Source organism: Flavonifractor sp. An4 (assembly GCF_002161755.1).
Lineage (GTDB): Bacteria > Bacillota > Clostridia > Oscillospirales > Oscillospiraceae > Flavonifractor > Flavonifractor avicola.
Map to the genome: position 1 here is coordinate 1 of NZ_NFIL01000081.1, position 3559 is coordinate 3559.

Below are 3559 nucleotides of genomic sequence, written 5' to 3' on the forward strand. Positions count from 1 at the left end.
GGGGGGGGCTGAGCGGAAGTCACCGGGTCGGTACTCTCAGCCACCGGAGCCGGACCGCCGGAACCCACGCCTCCCCCCACCCCCACGGTGGAGGAGCGGACGGCAGCTCTGGCGGCGGAGATGACGGCTGAGATGAGCCGGTATGAAAAGATCTGCCAGCTTATCATCGTATCTCCCGAGGATCTTACCGGCGTAAGCACTGCCACCCAGGCGGGTGCGGCCACCAAAGCGGGGCTGGATCGCTACCCTATCTGCGGTATTCTGTACCGCAAGCCCAATATGCTCAGCCAGAGCCAGCTCAAGCAGATGCTGGACAACAGCCAGAGCTATTCCGAGATCCCCCTCATCTTGACCTGCGACGAGGAGGGGGGACGGGTCACCCGCCTCATGAGCACCGTGGGTACCACCTGGGTGGGCCCCATGCTGGACTATGAGGACCAGGGCCCCGAGACCGCCTACGACAATGCCTGCACCATCGGCTCCGATCTGGCCAGCTGCGGCTTCAACACCGACCTGGCCCCGGTGGCCGACGTGTGGACCAATCCGGAGAACACCGTCATCGGCGACCGGGCCTATTCTACCGACTTCAATACCGCGGCGGAGCTGGTGGCGGCGGCGGTGGAGGGCTTCCACGACGGCGGCGTGGGGGCGGTGCTCAAGCACTTCCCCGGCCACGGCGGTACCTCCACCGACTCCCACGACGGGGCCACCTATCTGTATCGCACCCTGGACCAGCTGCGGCAGGGGGAGCTGATTCCCTTCCAGGCGGGCATTGAGGCGGGAGCGGACGCGGTGATGATGGGCCATCTCATTGTTCCCGACCTGGACGATCAACCCGCCCCTCTGTCCTATGAGATCGTCACCGGTCTGCTCCGGGAGGAGATGGGCTTTAGCGGGGTGGTCATGACCGACGCCATGGAGATGTCTGCCCTTACCAAGTATTATACCGGCGGTCAGGCGGCGGTGATGGCCATTCAGGCCGGGGTGGATATCCTGCTGTGTCCCGGCGATCTGGACGGTACCATTGCGGCCCTGGAGGCGGCGGTGGAGGACGGCTCCATCTCGGAGGAGCGGCTGGATGAGAGCGTACAGCGCATTCTCACCTTCAAGATCAACCGGGGCCTCATCCCTTTGGCGTGAATGAAACAGGAAAAAGGACTGCTGTGATACAGCAGTCCTTTTTTCTTATGCCTGACGCGATCTCAGGCGGGGCTGCCCAGCAGCAGGGGCTGGAGCTGGCGGCCCTCCAGCGCGGCGGCAATGGTGTCGGGCACCAGGGAGAAGTCGGCCACCACTGAGGTGGGCTTGCCCTGGGGATCGTCCTGCCGGAAGGGAACGAAATAGACGTGCTTCTTGTCCAGCAGGGCCCCGATGTTCTTGGCCGAGGCGGCCAGGGCGTCGTTGGTGGCGGGACAGATCACCAGGGGGCGGCCGTTGCGCAGATGGGCCTTGGCCGCCAGGGTAACAGTGGAATCGGTGACGCCGTTTGCCAGCTTTGCCAGGGTGTTGCCGGTGCAGGGGCAGATAACCAGCACATCCAGCAGCTTTTTGGGCCCGATGGGCTCCGCCTTCACCAGAGAGTCGATGACCCGCTTGTCACAGATGCGCTCCATCTCCCGCATAAACTCATGGGCCGGGCCGAACCGGGTATCGTTGGCGGCAGCGGCCTCCGACACGATGGGGGTCACATCCCCGAACCGGGCCTTCACCTGCTCCAGGGCGGTCATAGCCATACTCAATGTACAAAAGGACCCGCAAAAGGCGAATCCAACCTTCGCTTGTTCCATGCTCACACTCCCAATTCCCGCAATATGTTGTAGATGGTGGTCTGAATACACTGGCCTGCCGTCACCGGCGCGACCTTACCCGGCAGGGAGAGGGCCCAGATCACTTTGACCCCCAGCCGGGCCGCCGCATCAAAGTCCACGCCCCCCGGCTTGGAGGCCAGATCGATGACCAGGCAGCCCGGTTTCAGGTCGGAAAGCTCCGTGAGGCCCAGCACAGGGGCGGGGACGGTGTTGACTACCAGGTCGTAGCCGCACAGCCAGCCCGCCAGGTGCTCGGTCTGCTCCCCGCAGTAGCCGCAGCTCTCTGCCCAGGCCAGATCGGCCCACTTGCGGGCGGCCACGCTCACCTTGGCCCCCAGGCCGGCCAGACGCTGGGACAGGGCCTTGCCCACTCGGCCGAAACCGATGACCAGCACCCGGGCGCCGTGGAGGGTGATGGGCAGTTCCTCCAGTGCGATCTGGATGGCACCCTCTGCGGTGGGCACCGCGTTGGCCACCGCCAGCTCCTCCCGGGCGAAGTAGTCCTGAAGGACCAGTCCTTTTTGGGCGGCCAGGGCGGTGAGATTGGGGCCAACCATCCCGGCGCACACCAGTTGGCCGGGCCGCAGAGGGGAGAGCAGATCCTCCAGCTTATGGGGCTGGTCGGACAGAGGGGCGTGGAGCAGGCCGCCCTCCTCCTCCGCCGGCAGAGGCAGGATCAGGCAGTCGGCCAGTTCCACCCCCGCCGGGTCGGTCTCCATCTGTACCCCCGTCAGAGGGCCGTGGCCCTCCAGGGCCCAGGTATGTACTGTGTGGCCGTCGGCGGCCAGCAGCTCCGCCAGTTTGGCCTGCCGCAAATCGCCCCCCGCCACCCACAGGTTCAGTTCATGTCTCATGGTAAGCCCTCCGTTCCCAGTGACTGCTCCATCCTATTCCGCCGCCGGAAAAGGGTGACTGGGTGGCACAGCTTGACTTTTTGCTTTAACAGGCTAATAATAAAAAGACAGATCAAGAGAGAGCGGAGATGGACCCGATGGACCGAAACGAACAAAATCGCCTGACCGAAGGCAGCGTCCCCAAAAAGATGCTGGCCTTCGCCCTGCCCATCTTTTTCAGTAACCTGTTTCAGCAATTATATAATGCGGTGGATTCCCTCATTGTGGGCAACTTCATCGGTCGGTCCGCTCTGGCGGCGGTCAGCTCCTCCAGCAGCATGATTTTGCTCATGGTGGGCTTTATCAACGGTGTATCCCTGGGTGCGGGCGTGCTCATCGCACGGTACTACGGGGCGGAGGACGACGACCATATGGAGCGGGCGGTCCACACCACCGTGGCCCTGGGCCTGACAGCAGGCGTGATCCTGACAGTAGTGGGGGTCATATTAACCCCCCAGATCCTCCAGTGGATCGGCACCCCTGCCGACGTCATTGACAACTCCATTCTTTACTTCCGCATTTACTTCTTCGGTTCCTCCGCTGTGGTGCTCTACAACATGGGGGCCAGTATCCTCCAGTCGGTGGGTGACAGCCGCAGCCCCATGAAGTACCTCATTGCCGCCTCCCTTACCAATGTGGTGCTGGACCTGCTCTTTGTGGCGGTGCTGAAACTGGGGGTGGGCAGCGCCGCCCTGGCCACCATCCTCAGCCAGTGCCTGTCCGCCTTCCTGGCCTTCCGCAAGCTGACCCTCACCAAAGCAGGCTACCGGGTAAACTGGCGGCGGGTGCGTTTTGAGGGCCCGACGTTCAAGCAGATCATCACCCTGGGTATTCCCTCGGGGGTGCAGAGCTCGGTGG

The 3559-nt window shown here is 63.5% G+C and carries 4 protein-coding genes; 2 read left to right on the top strand and 2 right to left on the bottom strand.

Features of this window, described 5'->3' with window-relative positions; all coding sequences use genetic code 11:
• The first annotated feature begins 132 nt into the window (after positions 1-132).
• On the top strand, positions 133-1140 hold the full coding sequence (locus B5F94_RS15565; protein ID WP_242965701.1) for a glycoside hydrolase family 3 protein: 1008 nt from the start codon (positions 133-135) through the stop codon (positions 1138-1140).
• Between the two features lie 62 nt (positions 1141-1202).
• Here B5F94_RS15565 and B5F94_RS15570 read toward each other — a convergent pair whose 3' ends face one another.
• On the bottom strand, positions 1203-1787 hold the full coding sequence (locus B5F94_RS15570; protein ID WP_087331443.1) for a dipicolinate synthase subunit B: 585 nt from the start codon (positions 1785-1787) through the stop codon (positions 1203-1205).
• A gap of 2 nt (positions 1788-1789) precedes the next feature.
• Positions 1790-2662, bottom strand: a complete 873-nt coding sequence (dpsA, locus tag B5F94_RS15575) for a dipicolinate synthase subunit DpsA (RefSeq protein WP_087331445.1) — start codon at positions 2660-2662, stop codon at positions 1790-1792.
• A gap of 137 nt (positions 2663-2799) precedes the next feature.
• Here dpsA and B5F94_RS15580 point away from each other — a divergent pair.
• The coding region (locus tag B5F94_RS15580) for an MATE family efflux transporter (protein ID WP_158100314.1) at positions 2800-3559 on the top strand (760 nt) is incomplete at its 3' end.